15 protein-coding genes are annotated in these 17,607 nt (G+C 64.9%); 8 read left to right on the top strand and 7 right to left on the bottom strand.

Features of this window, described 5'->3' with window-relative positions:
• The first annotated feature begins 148 nt into the window (after positions 1-148).
• From chlG to AX725_RS20800, 8 genes are all read left to right on the top strand, one after another.
• Positions 149-1,051 carry a chlorophyll synthase ChlG gene (gene chlG, locus AX725_RS01040; RefSeq protein ID WP_060979785.1) on the top strand — a complete coding sequence of 301 codons (903 nt, stop codon included), beginning with the start codon at positions 149-151 and terminating at the stop codon, positions 1,049-1,051.
• Positions 1,048-2,382: a BCD family MFS transporter gene (locus AX725_RS01035; RefSeq protein WP_060979786.1), complete on the top strand. Its 1,335-nt coding sequence runs from the start codon at positions 1,048-1,050 to the stop codon at positions 2,380-2,382. Before chlG ends, AX725_RS01035 begins: the two co-directional genes overlap by 4 nt.
• A gap of 28 nt (positions 2,383-2,410) precedes the next feature.
• Positions 2,411-3,622 carry a geranylgeranyl diphosphate reductase gene (locus tag AX725_RS01030; RefSeq protein ID WP_060979787.1) on the top strand — a complete coding sequence of 404 codons (1,212 nt, stop codon included), beginning with the start codon at positions 2,411-2,413 and terminating at the stop codon, positions 3,620-3,622.
• A gap of 46 nt (positions 3,623-3,668) precedes the next feature.
• Positions 3,669-4,151 carry a TspO/MBR family protein gene (locus tag AX725_RS01025; RefSeq protein WP_060979788.1) on the top strand — a complete coding sequence of 161 codons (483 nt, stop codon included), beginning with the start codon at positions 3,669-3,671 and terminating at the stop codon, positions 4,149-4,151.
• Positions 4,151-4,423 (top strand): hypothetical protein, encoded by a 273-nt coding sequence (locus AX725_RS01020; RefSeq protein WP_099046558.1) that lies wholly within the window; start codon positions 4,151-4,153, stop codon positions 4,421-4,423. The genes AX725_RS01025 and AX725_RS01020 overlap by 1 nt, the downstream gene beginning before the upstream one ends.
• Positions 4,424-4,829: 406 nt before the next feature.
• Positions 4,830-6,371 (top strand): 1-hydroxycarotenoid 3,4-desaturase CrtD, encoded by a 1,542-nt coding sequence (gene crtD / locus AX725_RS01015; RefSeq protein ID WP_066113908.1) that lies wholly within the window; start codon positions 4,830-4,832, stop codon positions 6,369-6,371.
• Positions 6,359-7,222 carry a carotenoid 1,2-hydratase family protein gene (locus AX725_RS01010; protein ID WP_498509584.1) on the top strand — a complete coding sequence of 288 codons (864 nt, stop codon included), beginning with the start codon at positions 6,359-6,361 and terminating at the stop codon, positions 7,220-7,222. Before crtD ends, AX725_RS01010 begins: the two co-directional genes overlap by 13 nt.
• A 156-nt stretch (positions 7,223-7,378) precedes the next feature.
• Entirely contained in the window at positions 7,379-7,762 is a 384-nt protein-coding gene (locus AX725_RS20800) for a hypothetical protein (RefSeq protein WP_156440438.1), read from the top strand.
• Between the two features lie 674 nt (positions 7,763-8,436).
• Here the strand turns inward: AX725_RS20800 and AX725_RS01005 are convergent.
• From AX725_RS01005 to AX725_RS00975, 7 genes are all read right to left on the bottom strand, one after another.
• Positions 8,437-9,237 (bottom strand): TIGR03084 family metal-binding protein, encoded by an 801-nt coding sequence (locus tag AX725_RS01005; protein ID WP_060976873.1) that lies wholly within the window; start codon positions 9,235-9,237, stop codon positions 8,437-8,439.
• A complete protein-coding gene (locus AX725_RS01000; RefSeq protein ID WP_060976874.1) occupies positions 9,237-10,106 on the bottom strand; it encodes an alpha/beta fold hydrolase in 870 nt (289 codons plus the stop codon). The genes AX725_RS01005 and AX725_RS01000 overlap by 1 nt, the downstream gene beginning before the upstream one ends.
• Positions 10,107-10,266: 160 nt before the next feature.
• Positions 10,267-10,539 (bottom strand): hypothetical protein, encoded by a 273-nt coding sequence (locus AX725_RS00995; protein WP_023838530.1) that lies wholly within the window; start codon positions 10,537-10,539, stop codon positions 10,267-10,269.
• A gap of 400 nt (positions 10,540-10,939) precedes the next feature.
• Entirely contained in the window at positions 10,940-11,938 is a 999-nt protein-coding gene (locus AX725_RS00990; RefSeq protein ID WP_060976875.1) for an NADP-dependent oxidoreductase, read from the bottom strand.
• Between the two features lie 165 nt (positions 11,939-12,103).
• On the bottom strand, positions 12,104-13,663 hold the full coding sequence (locus AX725_RS00985; RefSeq protein WP_060976876.1) for a long-chain-fatty-acid--CoA ligase: 1,560 nt from the start codon (positions 13,661-13,663) through the stop codon (positions 12,104-12,106).
• 4 nt (positions 13,664-13,667) lie between these two features.
• A complete protein-coding gene (locus AX725_RS00980; RefSeq protein WP_060976877.1) occupies positions 13,668-15,128 on the bottom strand; it encodes a carotenoid oxygenase family protein in 1,461 nt (486 codons plus the stop codon).
• 84 nt (positions 15,129-15,212) lie between these two features.
• Positions 15,213-17,528 carry a TonB-dependent receptor gene (locus AX725_RS00975; protein WP_060976878.1) on the bottom strand — a complete coding sequence of 772 codons (2,316 nt, stop codon included), beginning with the start codon at positions 17,526-17,528 and terminating at the stop codon, positions 15,213-15,215.
• Positions 17,529-17,607 lie beyond the last annotated feature (79 nt).

The raw sequence follows: 17,607 nt of genomic DNA, 5'->3' as shown, positions 1-17,607 counted from the left end.
TATGTCGATTTTGTGAATTAAACAAAACGCTTTTGTGACATCGATCAGCCAGCCAGGCGCGCCTATGGGCTTTGCGACGTCCCGGCTCGACACTCGAGGCTGTCCATTCTGATTGACACTCTGCAGCGTCAGGCATAGCCTTCATGTCATGGATCGCTCCGCCAACATGTCGCCGTCCGCGCCGATTCCGCATCCGCGCGACGTGCTGGAATTATTGAAGCCGGTGACCTGGTTTCCGCCGATGTGGGCGTTCTTCTGCGGGGTGATGTCGTCGGGCGCGGGTCTCGACGGACGCTGGTGGTTCCTGTTCGGCGGCGTGCTGCTGGCGGGGCCCATGGTCTGCGGCACCAGCCAGGCGGTGAATGACTGGTTCGACCGGCATGTCGATGCGATCAACCAGCCCGAACGGCCTATCCCCTCGGGCCGGATTGCCGGACGCTGGGGCCTGTATGTCGCGCTGATCGGCTCTGCACTATCGCTGCTGCTCGGGCTGGCGCTCGGCTTCTGGGTGTTCGTCGCGACCATCGTCGGCCTGCTCTGCGCCTGGGGCTACAGCGCGCCGCCCTTCCGCTTCAAGATGAGCGGATGGATCGGTCCTGCGGTTGTGGGCCTCAGCTATGAGGGGCTGAGCTGGTTCACCGGTGCGAGCGTGATGACGGGTGGATTGCCCGATGCGCGCGTGCTGGTCGTGATCCTGCTCTACAGCCTGGGCGCGCATGGCATCATGACACTCAACGATTTCAAGGCGGTCGAGGGCGACAGCGCGATGGGCGTGCGCTCGCTGCCGGTGACCCTGGGCGTCGCGAGAGCCGCCAAGCTCGCCTGCGCGGTGATGGCGGTGCCGCAGCTGATCGTCATCGCCTTGCTGTTCCAATGGGGGCTGGCGATCTCCGCCATCGCGGTGACGCTGCTGCTGGCGATGCAGATCGTGTTCATGCGCCGCCTGCTCACCGATCCCAACAGATTCGCGCCCTGGTACAATGCCACCGGCGTCTCCTCCTATGTGCTCGGCATGCTCGCCGCCGCGCTCGGCCTGGGGGGCTGGATATGACCGCCGCGCGCATCGCCCCCGTCAAGATTGGCCTCGGCTGGACCGATATCATGCGCATGGGCCTGGTGCAGGCGAGCATCGGCGCGATCGTGATGCTGGCGACCTCGCTGCTCAACCGGGTGATGGTGGTGGAATATGCGCTGCCCGCCTCGCTGCCTGCAGGCCTGGTCGCCTGGCATTATGCGGTGCAATTGTCGCGGCCGCTCTGGGGCCATGGATCGGACAAGGGCCGCAAGCGCACGCCCTGGATCATCGGCGGCATGGGGATACTGGCGCTGGGCGGCATCGTCGCGGTCAATGCGACGATATTGCTGCCGCATGCCGCGATTCCGGGCACGTTGCTCGCCATCCTCGCCTTCAGCATGATCGGCGCAGGCGTGGGCGCGGCCGGGACCTCGCTGCTCGCGATGCTCGCCTCTGGCGTGGTGCCCGAGCGGCGTGCGGCAGCCGCAGCGATCACCTGGATCATGATGGTCGCAGGGATCGTCATGGCCGCCGCCACCGCGGGCAGCCTGATCGATCCGTTCAGCGAACAGCGGCTCGCGACCGTCTCGGGCGGCGTCGCATTGAGCGCCTTCCTGCTCGCCTGGGCCGCGATTTCAGGGATAGAACGCCGCCTGGTCGCACCCGCACACCAGAATGACGATGCCCCCTCGGCCTCGTTCGGCGAAGCTTTGCGCGAGATCATGGCCGATGGCACCGCGCGGCGCTTTACCATCTTCGTCTTCGTCTCGATGCTCGCCTATGCGATGCAGGACCTGATCCTCGAACCTTATGCCGGCCTTGTCTTCGGCATGAGCCCGGGCGAATCGACCAAGCTTGCAGGCCTGCAGCATGGCGGGGTGATGGCGGGGATGATCGTCGCCGGAATCGGTGGCAGCGCCTTTGCCGGACGGCGACCATCGGACCTGCGCTGGTGGATTCTCGCCGGATGTGGTGGCAGCGCACTGGCCCTTGCGGGCCTCGCCTTTGCCGCCACGACCGGCGGCGACTGGCCGCTGCGCGTCAATGTCGGCCTGCTCGGCTTTGCCAATGGGCTGTTCGCGGTGTCCGCGATCGGCGCGATGATGGGGCTCGCAGGCGCGGGTCAGCAATCGAAAGAAGGCGTGCGCATGGGCGTGTGGGGCGCGGCGCAGGCGATCGCCTTCGGCCTCGGCGGGCTGACCGGGGCGCTCGGCGTCGATGCAGCGCGTGGGGCTCTCGCCAGCGATGGCGCAGCGTTCCAGCTGATTTTTGCGGGCGAAGCGGGGCTGTTCGTCCTCGCCGCCCTGCTTGGGGTGCGCGTGACCATGCGCAGCGCCAGTCCGTCTATGGTGGCGGCACCGGCCTGAGCGCCGGACTTGAAGGAGCGTGGACGCAATGGCACAGGCGGATTTCGACGTGGCGGTCATCGGCGGCGGACCCTCGGGGGCGACAGCGGCCAACGATCTGGCGCGGCGCGGGCTCAAGGTACTGCTGCTCGACCGCAACGGGCGGATCAAGCCATGCGGCGGCGCGATCCCGCCTCGGCTGCTCAAGGATTTCGAGATTCCCGAATCACTGCTGGTCGCCAAGGCACGCGCGGCGCGGATGATCGCGCCTTCGGGCCGCGAGGTCGACATGCCGGTGGGCGATGGGCCCGAGGGCAAGGGCTTTGTCGGCATGGTCGATCGCGACGTGTTCGACGAATGGCTGCGCGAGCGCGCACGGTCCAATGGCGCGACCCGGATCACCGGCAGCTATGAGCGGATCGATCGGGACAGCGACGGCATGGCGGTGCTGGTCTATCGGCAAGAGCGCGGCGGACCCGACCGCCGGTTGCGCGTCCGCGCCGTCATCGGCGCGGACGGCGCGCGCTCTGCCGTGGCGAAACAGAATATTCCGGGTGCCAAGGACGTGAAATGCGTCTTTGCCTATCACGAGATCGTCAAGGCGCCCGAACCGGCGGTGGCCGCAGCGGCAGATTTCGACCCCGACCGCTGCGACGTCTATTATCAGGGCCATCTCTCGCCCGATTTCTATGCCTGGATCTTCCCGCATGGCGAGACCGCGAGCATCGGCCTGGGCAGTGCGCACAAGGGCTTTGCCCTGCGCGAGACCACGGCGCTGATGCGCAAGCAGGTCGGCCTCGACAGCTGCGAGACGATCCGCACCGAGGGCGCGCCGATCCCGCTCAAACCCCTCAAACGCTGGGACAATGGCCGCGACATCGTGGTCGCGGGCGATGCGGCGGGCGTCGTGGCACCGGCGTCGGGCGAAGGCATTTATTACGCGATGGCCTGCGGGCGGCTCGCGGCGGATGCGGTCTGGCAGTTCCTCGCCACCGGCAAGCCTGCCGCGCTCAAACAGGCGCGCAAGGCGTTCATGAGCAAGCACGGCAAGGTCTTCTGGATCCTGGGGATCATGCAATATTTCTGGTATTCGTCGGACAAGCGCCGCGAGCGCTTCGTCAAGATGTGCGCCGACCCCGACGTGCAGTACCTCACCTGGCAGAGCTATATGCACAAGGAGCTGGTGCGCCGCAAACCGGTGGCGCATGCCAAGATCTTCGTGAAGGACATGGGGCATCTGCTCGGCCTGTCGCGGGCATAACTGTTGACGGACGCACAGGCCGAGAGGCCGCAGCTGGGAGGCTGGAATGCATCGTGAAGGCTTGCTGCCGGTCATCCTGGCAGCGATGGCGGCTCTGGTCGTCGCCGCTGGTGGCGCGACGATCACCGATCTCGGCCCCTGGTACCAAGGGCTCGCCCAGCCTGACTGGGCGCCGCCCGGCTGGCTCTATGGCGTCGCCTGGACGCTGATCTTCGCGCTCGCCGCCATGGCCTCGCTCGCCGCCTGGCGTGCCGCGCCGACGGTGAAGGCGCGGACCAATGTCATCGGATTGTTCGCGTTCAACGGCTTTCTCAATGTGCTGTGGAGCCTGCTGTTCTTCCGCGTGCAACGGCCCGACTGGGCGCTCGCCGAGGTGGCGCTGCTATGGCTCTCGATCGCCGGGCTGATCGTCTATTGCGGGCGCTTTTCGAAGCTCTCGGCCTGGCTGCTGCTGCCCTATATCGCCTGGGTCAGTGTCGCCGCTGCGCTCAACTATGCGATCGTCCAGCTCAACGGGCCGTTCGGTTGATGGAGGTCGTGCGCGCCCTGTTCGCCAGCGGCCATGTCGTCGATCTGGTGCTGGCGGTGCTCGCCGCCGAATTCGTCTGGCTGGTGATGCGCGGCAACCGCGCGATGGACGTCGGCCTGGGGCTGAGCGCGGCGGTGCTGATGATGCTGGCGCTGCGCGCTGCGCTCACCGGCGCCGCCTGGCCCTGGATCGCGCTGCCACTGGTCCTGTCCTTCCCGCTGCATCTGGCCGATCTCGGGCGGCGCGGGATGCTGAGCAAACGCGCGCCCTAACCGGTCCCCTGCGCATGCAGGGGCCCATCTCCTGCGCGCGCCGCTCACGCTTCCGCCGCTTCCTCTCGCAACCGTCCGATGATGGGCCCCCGCCTTCGCGGGGGACCGATATGAGATTTGGCGCCTGGTCACGCCTCTCCCTTGATGGGAGAGGCAGCGAGACTTGGCGACGCAGGAGCCTAGCCGCAGCGGCGAGGGTGATGGTTCGGCTGGGTGCAACGGTTCGCCCTTCGCGCCATTCGGAGAGATCGCCCCCACCCAACCCTCCCCCATCAAGGGGGAGGGCTTTAAACTGTGCCAATCCGCGATCGCGTCATGTCCATATAATGTGACAAACATCTGTCAAACATTATGGACACCTGCTAGCATTGCACAATGACCCGGCGCTTTCCCGATTGGCCACTCCATGCGGCATGAACCGATCATCGTCGCGGGCGCTGGCATGGGCGGATTGAGCGCAGCGGCCTTGCTGGCTGCGGCGGGAGAGCCGGTGCTGGTGGTCGAGCGGCAGAAGACCCCGGGCGGCAAGCTGCGAGAAGTGATGGCGGCGGGTCGCCCGGTCGATGGCGGCCCCACGGTGTTCACGATGCGCTGGGTGTTCGAGCGGCTGTTCCAGGATTGCGGCGGCGATCTCGACTCGGCAATCCCGCTCACCCCCGCCAGCCTGATCGCGCGCCATGCCTGGGGGCCGGACGCGCCGTTCGACCTGTTTGCTGATGTGGCGCACAGCGAAGCCGCGATCGGCGATTATTTCGGCGCGCGCGATGCCGCCGGTTTCCGCAGTTTCTGCGCCGAGGCCGCGCGCATCTTCAACGTGCTGCGCAAGCCCTATCTCGAGGCCCCTGCCCCGACACCCCTCTCGCTGGTCACGCGCATCGGCCTCAGGCGCCTGCCCGAGACGATGGCGATCCGCCCCTATCAGGCGATGTGGAAGGCGCTGGGCCGTCATTTCCACGATCCCCGGCTGCAGCAGCTGTTCGGGCGCTATGCCACCTATTGCGGCTCGTCGCCGTTCGTCGCGCCCGCCACCCTGATGCTGATCGCGCATGTCGAGCAGGACGGGGTGTGGCTCGCCGATAACGGCATGCACTCGATCGCGACGGCCATCGCCGATCTTGCGCGCAGCAACGGCGCGCAGTTCCGCTATGATGCACCGATAGCAGAGATCGTCACCGAACATGGCCGCGCCGCCGGCGTCCGGCTCGAATCGGGCGAGGTGATCCGCGGCCGTGCGGTGGTGTTCAACGGCGATCCCGCTGCGCTCAACATCGGCAGGCTGGGCGAGGCGGCGCGCAAGGCGGTGCCGCCGGTGCCGCCGAAACAGCGCTCGCTCTCCAGCATGACCTGGCTGATGAACGCGAAGACCGCCGGTTTTCCCTTGGTCCGCCACAGCGTGTTCTTCTCGAACGATTATCGTGCCGAGTTCGACGCGATCTTCGGGCGCGGCGCGGTGCCCGAATCCCCCACCATCTATATCTGCGCGCAGGACCGCGACGACCATAGCGCGCGCGCGCCGCCGGGGCCCGAGCGGCTGCAGCTCATCGTCAACGCGCCAGCCAATGGCGACACCAAACAGAGTTCACAGGCGGAGATCGACCGATGCGAGAGGCAAGTTTTCGGCTTCCTGGAGGCCTGTGGCCTGACGATCGACCGTTCGCCGGACAATTCGCATCTGGTGACCCCGGCGGATTACGAGCGACTTTTCCCGGCGACGGGCGGCGCCCTTTACGGCCGGGCGACCCATGGGTGGAAGGCGGCTTTCCAGCGGCCCGGATCAGCCAGCCGCCTGCCGGGGCTCTATCTGGCCGGGGGTGGCATTCACCCCGGCGCCGGGATCCCGATGGCGAGCCTCTCCGGCCGCTTGGCGGCAGAGCGGCTGCTTGCGGACCTGCCTTCGATGCGGTCGTCCCGCCGGGCGGCTATGCCTGGTGGTATATCGACGCGCTGAGCGACGACGGAAAACACGGCCTCACCATCATCGCCTTCATCGGCAGCGTGTTCTCGCCTTATTATCACTGGTCGGGGCGCGGCGATCCCAACAACCATATCGCGATGAATGTCGCGCTCTACGGCCCCGGCGGCGGCTGGTGCATGACCGAGCGCGGATCGAAGCATCTGGCGCGCGATCACGACCATCTCGTTATCGGGCCCAGCTCGATGCACTGGGACGGCACCAGCCTGCGCATCGATCTCATGGAAATCACCGCACCGATCCCGCGCAAGGTGCGCGGCACGATCCGCGTCTATCCGCACATGATGCCGCAGACCGCCTGGCCGCTGGACCTCGAAGGCCACCATGCCTGGCGCCCGATCGCGCCGCGCGCGGCGATCGAGGTCGACATGAAGAGCCCCGGTTTGAGCTGGCGCGGCGAGGGCTATATCGACAGCAATGCCGGGATCGAACCGCTCGAGCGCGGCTTTTCCGACTGGCACTGGTCGCGCGCGCATCTCGGCCGCGATTCGGTGGTGCTCTATGAAGGCCAGCGCCGCGACGCCAGCCGCTTCGCCATGGGCCTGCGCTTCGCCGAGGACGGCACGATCAGCGAGGTCGAACTGCCCCCCGAACGCGTGCTGCCCAAGACCCTGTGGCGCATGCCGCGCATCACGCGGGCCGATGCGGGCGCGCCGGTCGAGATCCGCCGGACATGGGAGGACACGCCCTTCTATTCACGCACCGCGCTGAAGACCCGGCTGTTCGGCGAGAGCGCCGAGGCGGTGCACGAGAGCCTGTCGCTCGACCGGCTGGAAAAGGGGATCGTGAAGCTGATGCTGCCGTTCCGGATGCCGCGGCGGGGGTGAGGGCTGTGTTTTGAGAGAGTAGGCAGGTTGCCGGAGCGATGGGTATTGGGTGGAAATCGGTCGTTCAAGTGCTACCATGCCGTTATGGAAGAAGCTCTCGGGTCATGGCGGCAGGATGGGCGTGTTAGCCTTTGGCGGTATCGCAAGGCCCGCAAGATGCATGACGGCTGGCACTTTTCAGCAGATGAAGAGGCCTGTGTTTGCCTTATAAAGCTACTCGATATTCTTTGCGGTGCGACAGAACCCGCGTATCGGACTCTCTCGGTCACACATCCCCAAAAGGTTGGAGCAGACCGCATTTTTGGTGATCACGACCTTCAGCTTGAAGTTCCCGCAAAACTTCGCCTTGGCAATGATCTTGACGGAACTGGATCAATTGGCCTTTCCAACGATGTTTTTGTCATGCCTCTCAGACCGGTGGACATCTCCAATCTCTCGGAAGCTGTAAGGGATGTATCAGTCGATCACGCTGACTTTGGCCTCAGCTTCGGCACAAGCGATACCCTGGTCAGGTTCTGGTGGTGGCCGAAGAAGCGCTAGGAAACGATGCCTGCAAAGGGGGCACAATCCCAAAGACTGTTTTTTCGTTCCAAGTTGATGGCGAACATTCGACCTATCACGGTCAAGCTGCATCCTTCCCCCAAACCGCTTGCCTGCGAAGGCAGGCATCCATCTCCTGCCCTCGTCCCCCGGCACACCGCTTGGGAGATGGGCCCCTGCCTTCGCAGGGGAGCGGGTTGTTTGTGCGGCGGAGCTTCGCGATTGTATCGGGCATCTTCGCGGCTTCGCGGGCTTCGCGTGAACGTGATTTTGCACGCGAAGACGCGAAGGCGCGAAGAAGGCGGGCGTGTTCAATAAGAGGCGTTGCGATGCACGTTCCCCTCCCTGCAAGGGAGGGGTTAGGGGTGGGTGCGCGGTCGCGCGCATTGGTACATCGAAGCGCGCGCGGATGACCCACCCCCTGCCCCTCCCTTTCAGGGAGGGGAGTCTGGTGGTGCGGGTCGCGCGGAGCCCATCCGCTGCTCATCGCGCAGCCTGAGCGATGTGGGTGCCTCGCGCTACTCTCAGCGGCTCAAAAGTCCGTCATCCTGAACTTGTTTCAGGACCCATCGTGCCCGATCAGCCGAAGCCGCGTGTGGAGAAATGGGCCCTGAAACAAGTTCAGGGTGACGGGATGGGTTAATCGCGATGCCACAGTTTGCAGTCGCCTTGCTTCAAACCGTCGCCTTCCGCCGCACACCGGGCGCAGGTGGGTCGACCGGGGCGCCGGCGAAGCATTGCGCTATGGCCATCCAGGCGGTGGCGTTCGGCCCGGTCAGCTTGAGCGCCGTGTCCGCGATATTGCGCGTCTGGGTCACCACCTGGCAGAATTCCGCCGCATCGCCCTCGATCAGCTCGCCGTCCGCCGGTTCGCCGAACACCCACAACTCACCCGACGGCGCGGTGAGGCGCAGTTGCGGCACCGGCTGCGGCGGCTCGAGACGGCGGTTCTTGAACGTCCAGCCATAGGTGTTGAGCCCAAGCACGCAGATATTCTTCAGCGCATCGCCATTCTCGCGCTCCTGGCCCAGCACGTCGAAGATCGCCTGGGCATGCGCCCAGCTTTCCATCAGCCGCGCGGTGATCGAGGAGCGCGCGCTCATGCTCGGCCCGGCCCAGGGCACGCGCTGCGCAGGGTCCGCCTCGGCGAAATCGGCGGCGACCGCGCGATAGGTTTCGGCCCATTGCGCAACCAACGCCTGTCCGGTCAGGCCATCGAGCCACACGCGCTCGAAACTGTTGAGATCGCCGCCTTTGGCGATGATACCGCCGACCTGTCGCATGAACGCCTTGAACGCGTCCTCATCCTTGAGCGACAATTGCGCCGCCTGGTTCCAGACGTGCAAGTGGCCGATGACATCGCTGATCGTCCAGCCCTTGAACGCGGTCGGCGTCGCGAGCACCGCCTCGTCGAGCGGCGCGACCAGCGCGTGTATCCGGTCGCATTCGGTGAGGAAATCGCTCGACTGCTGCATCACAGAAAGCCCTTCAGCTCGGCCATGAACCGATCGAACTGGTCATGGTGCAGCCAGTGCCCGGCATCGGCGAACTTGGCGAGCCGCGCGTTCTGGAACAGCTCCATCCGCCCATCGGCCTCGGGATCGGAGGCCCAGCTCTTCTCGCCCCAGCACAGCAGCGTCGGGCAGGTGATCCGCTGCCAGAGCTGGTGCATGTGCTCGGGCGGAATGTCGAGGATCGGCCAGATGCGGATATGCGGGTCGAACTTCCAGCTATAGGTGCCGTTCTCGTTGCGGATCACCGCATGTTCGCACAGATGCCGCGCCTGATCGGCGGTGAGATAGCTGTTTTCCGCGTGCATCCGCGACAGCGCTTCCTCGAAGCTGTCATATTCGCGGTGCTTGCGCGTCGCCTTGGCGCGCTTGTCGGCATACCATTTGCGCCAGTGCTCGTGCACAGGGGTGGCGTTGCGCTCCTCGATCATCTTCGGGCTTGGCCCCAGCCCCTCGATCGCGACGATCTTGCGCACCTTTTCGGGGTAAAGCCCGGCATAGCGCAGCGCAGTGTTGCCGCCGAGCGAGTGCGAGACGATCGTCACCTGATCATAGCCGAACTGCTCGACCAGTTGCGACAGATCGTAGACGAAGTTCATGATCGGATAGTTGCCGTCGGCGGTCCATTGCGAATCGCCATGGCCGCGCAGGTCGGGCGCGATGACGTGCCAGTCGGCCTGCAGCTCGCTCGCCACCCAGTCCCACGACCGGCAATGGTCCTCGCCGCCATGGACGAGGATCAGCGGCGGGGCATCTTCATTGCCCCAATCGGCATAATGCAGCCGCAGCCGCTGCGAGAAATAGGTCTGCGAAGAAGGTCCGGTCGGTTTCATGCCCGAACCTTAAGCGGCTTTGCGCGCAAAAGAAAAGTGGCTTTGGGCGGGGGTTTCGCCTGACGCTACGGCAGGCTTGGCAGCACGCGATGCGCGCACGAAAAAGGCCGGAGAAGCGGTGTGCTTCCCCGGCCTTTTCGGGTGTCATGGATCGAGAGGATCAATCCAGACGGGCAAGTTCCTTCTTCGAAAGCGAGGTCGTGACCTTGCCTTCGGCGGCGGTCAGGGTCGAGGCGCCGATGCGCACGACCTTGCCCTTGTAGATGACCAGGGCCGAGCCGTCTTCGAGAACGCGGGTCACCTTGCCGACGCGCTTGCCTTCGGCGTCGTAGATGGTCTGGTTCTTCGAGATCAGGGCGTCGTCCTGCGCGAAGGCGGGAGCGGCGGTGGCGGCCAGGAGAACGGCGCCGAGCAGTGCGGAACGAAGGTTCATGATGGCATTCCTTTCAATCGCGGGGGAGGACGTTGGCCCCTTATGGGCGGTATTCTTGTGAGGGCCATTTAAGCGCGCGATTGATAGGTTTCAATACGCAATGCTGCATTTGCGAATGATATTTTCGCTAGGATAGATGCAAATTTCGCAATCAGGCTTATGCATCGTTGAATTTCAAGGCCTTATAACCTCACTAGGAGTTGTGCATCGCAACAAAGTTGCGCTTTTGGCATGTATAGCTGAGCTTTCGGGATACATGACACCTTATCCGTTTGTCCCGAGCCCATCGACTGGCTGGCAAGCCAGCCGCTCAGGGTGAACTAAAGTCGAGGGACGTGATTGGCACGGGGTAGTACCTACGTCCCTCGACACGCTCGGGACAAACGGGAAGGGGGTGCTGCTACAGCTTCAGCATCTGCTTGCCGCGATTGGCGCCGGAGAACAGCCGCTGCATCGTCTGCGGCGCATTCTCGAAGCCGTGCTGGATATCCTCGCGATAGGTCAGCCGCCCGTCGTGCACGAAGCCCGCGAGCCGCTTGCGGATGGCGGGGAACTCCGCTGCCCAGTCGAGCACGATGAAGCCGGTCATCGTCGCGCGGCGGAAGATCAGGTTGAAATAGTTCTGCGGCCCGGCGGGCATCTGCCCGGTCTCGTAACGGCTGATGCCGCCACAGATGACGATGCGCGCACCCGTCGCGATCTGGCTCAGCATGTCGTCGAGGATCGCGCCGCCGACATTGTCGAAGATCACGTCGACGCCGCGCGGGCATTCGCGCTTGATCGCCTCGCGCACGCCGCCCGCCTTGTAATCGATCGCGGCGTCATAGCCTGCCTCTTCGACCAGCCAGGCGCACTTGTCCGCCCCGCCGGCAATGCCGACCACGCGGCACCCGGCGATCTTCGCCAGCTGACCGACCACCGATCCGGTGGCTCCCGCCGCGCCGGAAACCAGCACGGTATCGCCCGCCACGGGCTTGCCGATCTTGAACAGCCCGCAATAGGCGGTGAGCCCCGTCGTGCCGAGCACCGACATCATCGCGGTCGGCGGAAGGTCAGGATCGCACGGCACCAGCCCCTCGCCGTCGGACAGGTGATATTCGGTCCAGCCGGTCGATCCGATCACCATCGTGCCGACCGGGAACTTGGCCTGGTTCGATTCGATCACCTCGGAAATGCCCGAGCCGCGCATGACCTCGCCGATCTCGGTCGGCGCGACATAATCGGCAATATTCTCCATCCAGCCCTTCTGCGCCGGATCGAAGCCCAGATAATGCGTCTTCAGCAGCATCTGGCCCGGAGCGGGCGGCGGCAGCTCGCGCGTGACGAGTTCGAAATCGCTGTCCTCGACCGGACGGCCGCGCGGGCGGCCTGCGATCAGCCATTGACGGGTGGTGGTCATGGTTCTTCCTCTCTCAAAACTGCCCCTCCCGTTTGTCCCGAGCCCTTCGACTGGCTGGAAAGCCAGCCGCTCAGGGTAAACTCAAGTCGAGGGACGCATTTGTAAAGGGTGGCGTAAGGTCCCTCGACACGCTCGGGACAAACGGCCGTGGTTAGGCTATCGAAATCAACCAATCTGCCGCTCGCCCTCCTGCCAGTAGAGCTTGCGCAATTCCTTCTTGAGTATCTTGCCCGAAGGATTGCGCGGCAGTTCGGATACGAAATCCACGCTCTTGGGGCATTTGAACCCGGCGATCTGCGTGCGCGCAAAGGCGATCAGATCGTCGGCGCTGACGCTCTCGCCCGGATGCAGCACGACGATGGCCTTCACCGCCTCGCCCCAGCGCGGATCGGGCACGCCGATCACTGCGCAATCGCCCACGGACGCGTGATGGTGCAGCGCGTTCTCGACCTCGGCGGGATAGATATTCTCCCCGCCCGATACGATCATGTCCTTCACCCGGTCATACAGGTATAGATAGCCGTCGGCATCGCGATAGGCCGCATCGCCGGTGCGGTACCAGCCCTGGACAAAGGCCGACGCATTGGCCTCGGGCAGGTTGTGATAGCCCGCCATCACCAGCGGCGCGCGGACCCAGACCTCGCCGACCTCGCCGGGCGCCCGGTCCTGACCGTCCTCGCCGACGATGCGAATCTCGACATCGGGAAACGGCTTGCCGCAGCCCTTCATCCGGGGCGTGCCCGCGACATCATGGTCCTCGGGCGGCAGATAGACGATCGTCCCGCTGGTCTCGGTCGCGCCGTACATCTGCACGAACTCAGCGTTCGGAAACAGCTGCATCGATCGACTGAGCACATCGAGCGGGATCGGCGACGCGCCATAAGGCAGCACCCGCATCGAGGAGAAATCCGCCCCTGCCGCATCGGGATGGTTCAGGATCATGTTGAGCACCGCAGGCACCGCGAACATCTTGGTGATGCCATGGCGTTGCACCGTTGCGATGATCGCGGCGACATCGGGCTGGGCCAGGATGACGCCGGTGCCGCCGCCGTTCAGCGTCTGCATCACCCAGGCCGTGCCGCCAATGTGAAAGAGCGGCATCGCCACCAGCGACACGTCGCTCGGCCACCAGGCTGCCCAGTCCTCGCCAATCTTCCTGCCCTGGCTGAGCGAGGCGGTAAGGCTGCCGTGCGTGAGCAATGCCCCCTTGGGATGGCCGGTGGTGCCCGAGGTGTAGAGTTGCACCGCGACGTCCGCCGGTTCCAGCGCTGCAACGCTGTCATCCGGCGCAAAGCCCTGCACCCATTGCCGGAACGCGGGTCGCCCCTCGAATGCGCCATCGCTGAGCAGGATCGTCTCGAGACCCGCCTCGGCGCGCACCGCCAGCGCGTTGCCCAGCACCGCCGATTGCGTCAGCAGGAAGCGCGCGCCCGCGTCCTGGATGATATAGGCGATCTCGCGCGGCACCAGCCGCCAGTTGACCGCCACGGTCACCGCGCCGATGCGCAAGCCTGCGATCAGCAGGATCACGTAATCCACATGATTGAGGCCCAGAAACGCCACCCGGTCGCCCTTGCCGATGCCGCTGGCCTTGAGCGCGGCGACGCAGCGGCACGTCAGGTCATGGAGCTCGGCATAGCTCAGCGCCTCGTCATCCTGGATCAGCGCGTTCTTGTGCGGCGTGGCAGCGGCCCCGCGCGCGACCATCTCGGCGATCATGCTCATGGCCTCAATGCGCCATCGCCTGGGCGTAGAGATCGCCATCGGCGGGGTAGAAATTGCAGTGGAAGCCGCTTGGCACGCGGAACGGCACGTGCACCCGCGCGATCGGGCCCGAGGCGATGTCGAGCGCGTGGAAGATCGCCAGCTCGCTGCCCGGCGCATTGGCGCGATGGACCAGGGTCATCGCATAGCCGTCGGCCTCGCCCTCCGGCCCCGTTTTCGCTCCCAGACGCGGCGCGAAGATCAGTTCGCCCGCCGCAGCGCCCTTGCCGAAATGATAGATATCCTCGGCGCCGGTTTGCGTATCGAAGCGCAGCACCGCATCGAGCCCTTCGGCCCGGGCATCGCGCGATTCGAGGTTGATATTGGCAAAGGCCTGGCGCGTCCGCCGCGTCATCAGCCGGTCGTCGGGACGGGGGAATTGCAGGTCGCGCTCGTTGATCACCTCTTCGCGCAGCATGTCGGTGTTCGCATTCAGGTCGATGGTCCAGCGGCGCAGGCTCTGGCGCGTGCCGGCATGCGTCGCGCGCACCCCGGTCTCATCGGGGAACAAAGCGGTGCCGTTGGCGGCGGCGACATCGGCGATGATCCTGCCCCCTTCTTCCCAGACGTTGAGCTCGTGGAACATGTGGCGCGGCTCGTATTCGAACCAGCGCACGTCACTGGCACTGCCACGGCGCGGCATCACCGCGAGCTTGGACGGGCGATCGTTGACCCAGGCGGTCATCGGCCCTCCGCGCATGAAGCGGCCAAGATCGGTGTCGATCGGCAGCACCGGAAACACCACCCAGTTCTCGGTGACGAAGAACGTGTGCATCAGGCTCATGTGGGGCACGGGAATGATCTCACTGTGCGTCAGCGCCCCGGTGCGGTCGATAATGTCATAGCGGATTTCCGCCGCGCCCATCGGCCCGTTGATCATCGCACCGATATTGATCAGCTCGCCGGTGGCATGGTCGATCTTGGGATGCGCGGAAAAGGTGGTGGAGATCGTCCCGCCATAATGCTCCTCGCCAATGGTGCTGAGGTCGCGCGGGTGCATCTCCACCGGCGGCGCGCCTTCCATCAGCGCGAGCAGCTTGCCGCCATGCACGATGATGTTGGTGTTCGCGGTATTGTAACGCTTGCCCTGCACCGAAGGATCGGCGGTCATCGGATTGCCGAACACCCCGAACAGGCGCTCGCCCGCCGCCCGTTCCAGCTCGAACTTCTCGGTCCGGACCCAGCGGTTGCGCATCGCGACGCGGCCATTCTCGATGAAGAAGCCGTAGACCATGCCGTCGCCGTCGAACCAGTGATATTCGTCGCCGCGCGTGGGGTGCAGCGGCTCGGGCCCGTTGCGATAGAAGACCCCGGCCAGATCATCGGGAATCTCGCCCTCGATCACCAGATCGGGCGCATCGGCCTCGAAGCGGTTCGGGGCATGGTGCCCGTGCAGGAACGGATGCGGGGGAAAGGGCCTGGCCATGTCTAAGCTTTTGCGATCCCGTTGGGCGTTGCAAGGAAAGGCCCGCCGCCCCGATGCAAAGGACGGCGGGCCAGCAAGAGGCTATCAGAATTCCAGCATCAGTTCCGCGCCGAATTGCCGCGGCGGACGGACACCGGCAAAGGCGAACAGGCCTGCCACCGGCAACGTGCTCGAAAGCCCGCGATTGTCGAGAATATTGCGGCCGAACACGCTGAACGTCGCCTGCGCACCGCCGAAATCGTGCTTGTACGACAGGGTCGAATCGAGGATCTCGCGCTCCGAGGCTTCGCAGCGGCGGTCGTTAGTAATGATGCCCTGCGCCTGCAGCGCGGGATCGGCGACGATACAGGTGGTGTACTTGTCGACATAGCGGAAGATGGTGCTCCAGCGGAACTCGCCATCGCCCACCGGCCGGGTATAATCGAACCCGGCCGACCAGGCGTATTTCGGTGCCCGGCGCAGGTCGAGATCGGACACGTCCACGCCGCCGCGCACGAAATTCTGGTAGTTGGCATCCAGATAGGTCGCGGAGAAGTTGAACGCCAGGTCGTCCGAAGGCAGCGCGACGATCTCGAGCTCGACACCCTTGATCCGCGCCGAAGCGGCGTTCTCGACGATGGTTTCCTGCGCCTGGATCGCGTTGAAGGGCGCTTGCGTCGCGCGCACCAGCTCTTCCTGCTTGTCCGAATAATCGGTCTGGAAGATCGCGATATTGGTGCGCAACCGGCGGTCGAGCCAGTCCGCCTTCAGGCCGATTTCATAGGCATCGACGATTTCGGGCTGATAGGGGCCGATCGCGGTCGGGGTCGCGGCGCGACCGTTGAAGCCGCCCGAACGGAAGCCGCGCGAATAGCTGGCATAGACCAGCTGGCCGCCATCGAACTGGTAATCGAGGCTGGCGCGATAGGTAAACTCGCCGAAATCTTCCGAACCGCGGCAATTGGCGGCGACGATACCGGCAAAACCGACCGGGCAGGCGCCGGTGGGGCTGAGCGCAAAATTGGTGACCAGTGCCTTTTCATCCTTGGTGTAGCGGCCGCCGACGCCAAAGGTCAGGTTGTCCGAGAGCTTGAACCGCGCATCGGCAAAACCGGCATAGGATTTGGAGTCGCCGACTGAAAGCTGGAAGGCGCTGGCACCGGGGCCCAGAAAACCGAAGAACGAGGTCTGGCGCAGCGTGTACTGGCTGTCGAAATAATAGGCGCCCAGCACGATATCCATCCAGTCGGTGACGTCACCGGCAAAGCGGATTTCCTGGCTGAACTGCTCGTAGCGCTGGATGCGCAGCGTATCGAAGAAGTTGATCGATGCCGAATCGAAATCCTGCCGCACGCTTTCGTTGTTCTTGCGCCAGCCGGTAACCGACGTGAGCGTGAAATCGCCGAGCTCGATATTGATCGTGCCGCTGATCGCGTCGGTCTTGTTGCGCACCGGGGTCTGGATGTTACCGAACACCTGATACAGCAGCTTGCTGTTGGTGGGCGTGCGGTTGCACTGGTTGCCCGGAATCTGGAAGGCACGAACCAGACCGACCCCCGGCACCGGCACCTGAAGGCAGATCAGGTCGAGATCGTTCGAGACGCTCGCGGTGGCGACCTCGCCATCCTCTTCCATATGCTCATAGGTGATCACCGCCTCGATATCGTCGGTCGGCGTGATCAGTGCGGTCACCCCTGCGGTCCATACCTCGTACTCGTTGGTGCGGCGGTTGCCCTGCGTCACGTTGCGCAGATAGCCATCGGTATTGTCGTAAAAGAAGAAGCCCTTGAACGCCAGAAAATCCCCGATCATCGGGGTGTTGACGACCAGTCGGCCGCGCACGGTGTTATATTCGGCATAGCCGATCGAGGCACGCACGCCCCATTCGCCGGTCGGCTTGCTGCGGCGCACATTGATGACGCCGCCGATGGTGTTGCGGCCGAACAGGGTGCCCTGCGGCCCGCGCAGGATCTCGATCGATTCGAGGTCGAACGCATCGAGCAGCTGGCCGGTGTTAGTGCCGATGAACACATCGTCGACCACCACGCCCACCGCCGGATCGAACGATTTCTCGATATCCTCGAAGCTGATGCCGCGGATCGCGATCGCGGCAGCCGAAGGGCCGGCATTGACCGGATCGACCACCAGCCCGGGAACGCGCCCGGCAAAGTCGCGAAGATCGTCGACCGCGCCGGTGGCGAGCGCCTGGGAGTCAATCGCGGACACCGCGACCGGCACCGCCTGGAGCGATTCCTCGCGGCGCTGCGCGGTGACGACGATGGTGCGAAGCCCCCCCTCCTCGGCCTGCTCGGCGCTGGCCGCCTGATCGGAGGCCTCCTGCGCCATGGCCGCCTGGGGCGCCGCGAGCATCGCGAGCCCCAATGCGAAGGTTGATGCCGACAGATAGGTGGACACCCTCATCACAAACCTCCCCTCAATGCTGCGGCCTTTTTCGGCCCGCACCTTTTCCTATGCTGCGCGAAAATGATCCGGGGCCGAC

It is taken from the genome of Blastomonas sp. CCH9-A1 (assembly GCF_001557175.1).
GTDB classification, from domain to species: domain Bacteria; phylum Pseudomonadota; class Alphaproteobacteria; order Sphingomonadales; family Sphingomonadaceae; genus Blastomonas; species Blastomonas delafieldii_A.
This window is presented reverse-complemented; position numbering and strand designations above follow the sequence as displayed.